Below are 2,057 nucleotides of genomic sequence, written 5' to 3' on the forward strand. Positions count from 1 at the left end.
AGAGTATAAGATCACACCCAGATCGGTCGGTCAAATCCTCTTAACATTGCTTCAAAACGTTCACGATCTCGCCCTGTCTGCGTAGCATACCGGATATGGATAAGATCCTAGTTGTACTGGCAGCGGAGAAGCCTAAGCATGTAACTGTTGTCGGGGGTGGTTTTATTGGGTTGGAGATGGTTGAAGCACTGCACCATAGAGGGATTGACGTCACCCTTTTGGAACTCTCCGATCAGGTTATGGCCCCGGTTGATCGTGAAATGGCCAATATGTTGCACCGCCATATGTGCGAAAAAGGCATCGATTTGCGTCTTAAAACCGGTTTGGCGGCCATTTCAGTGGCTGACTTTTATCCGGCCGAACCTGAGGCGACTGCTGTATATGACACCCCCGTCACACATACCCATAACTTGGATTTGATGTTGAGTTCCGGCGATATGTTGCAGACAGGCATGGTCATTCTTGCTATTGGTGTAAAACCTGAAACGACGCTGGCCGTAAAAGCTGGTTTGGAATTAGGTGCTCTGGGCGGAATCAAGGTTAATAGCGCCATGCAAACGTCTGAACCAGATATTTATGCGGTAGGCGATGTGGTAGAGACGGAAAATTTCGTCACCGGCGACGCGGCGCTGGTGCCATTGGCAGGGCCCGCTAATCGGCAAGGTCGGATTGCTGCTGACAATATGCTTGGTCGCCATGAGCATTATCGCCGGACACAAGGCACAGCGATCTGCAAATTGTTTGACATGGCAATTGGCAGTACAGGCTTGAATGAAAAAACACTCAAGCGATTGAATATGAACTATGAAAAGATTTACGTGCATACCGCCAGTCACGCCAGTTACTACCCCGGTGCTCACCCGGTGACCTTGAAATTACTGTTTGATCCAACGGATGGCCAGATCCTGGGTGCCCAGGCGGCTGGTTTGGATGGTATCGACAAACGGATTGATGTTTTAGCCGTTGCGCAACGAGCCCGGATGACCGTTCAGCAGTTGGCTGATCTGGAATTGACATATGCGCCACCGTTTGGTTCGGCGCGTGATGTGGTGAACCAAGCCGGTATGGTTGCCAGTAATGTGATGAATGGTGATGAGGCAATTTGTCACACCGAAGAACTATTGCTGGGCGCTTCCGATCAAGTCGTGCTGGATGTGCGAAATCCGCCAGAGCTGGAGGCATCAGGCGTCTTTCCGAACGCATTGAATATTCCACTCGATGCGTTACGGGATCGTTTATATACGCTACCTGTCGATAAAGAAATTTTGGTGGCTTGCCAGGTCGGTTTGCGCGGACATGTTGCCTATCGCATGTTGGTACAAAACGGATTTCAAGCCCGCAATCTGACCGGGGGCTACAAGACCTATCAGATGGTTACAGATTCGTTTTGATCTGTAATAACAACTTGTCGAGGTACTTTATGGCTAAGAACTACACAGAGATTAATCAGGAACAACGTCAATTCGGATCGGCCTACCGCAAGGCTAGTCCAGACACCATGAATGCATTTCTCGCTTTGCATAAAGCAGCGATGTACGACGGTGAACTCAGCATTAAACATAAAGAGTTGATGGCAACGGCAATTGCGATTGCTGCACGCTGTGATGGTTGCATTGCAGCCCATGTGGCAGCAGCGCTGAAAGCTGGCGCGAGTAAACAGGAACTGGTTGAAACTATTGATGTGGCCATCCTGATGGGCGGTGGTCCGGCGGTGATCTATGGCACACAGGCGCTGGCAGCCGTAGACGAGTTAGCCGGTTAATTTATAATCCGATGCGGCAGTCTGGTTATCGGCCTGCCGCTAAGAAGGAATGGATGACACCTTATCTCATTGCCAAACCAAGTCATGCTCAGTGTATGGTTTGTGGTTCCCGTGACAATAATCCGGACTCCTTGGAACTAGCGTTCTCGCAACACCAAGATGGCTCCGTGCGAGCTCCGTTTGTGGTGAGCCAGAAACATCAGGGCTATACCGGACTGTGGCCTTGTTGCACAATTCCAAAGCAGGACAGCAGTCTCTCAGGCGCCGATTTCGCTCAGTTGACCTGTTGTCGTAC

The 2,057-nt window shown here is 50.4% G+C and carries 1 protein-coding gene and 1 pseudogene; both read left to right on the top strand.

Features of this window, described 5'->3' with window-relative positions; translation table 11 throughout:
• Positions 1-77: 77 nt before the first annotated feature.
• A pseudogene (locus tag OKB81_RS20155) lies at positions 78-1,391 on the top strand (FAD-dependent oxidoreductase); the annotation flags it as partial.
• Positions 1,392-1,420: 29 nt separating this feature from the next.
• Complete coding sequence (locus OKB81_RS20160; RefSeq protein WP_160839155.1) at positions 1,421-1,762, top strand: carboxymuconolactone decarboxylase family protein; 342 nt, start codon at positions 1,421-1,423, stop codon at positions 1,760-1,762.
• The last annotated feature ends 295 nt before the right edge of the window (positions 1,763-2,057 follow it).

Source organism: Aeromonas sp. QDB56, from assembly GCF_027705505.1.
GTDB lineage: Bacteria > Pseudomonadota > Gammaproteobacteria > Enterobacterales > Aeromonadaceae > Aeromonas > Aeromonas caviae.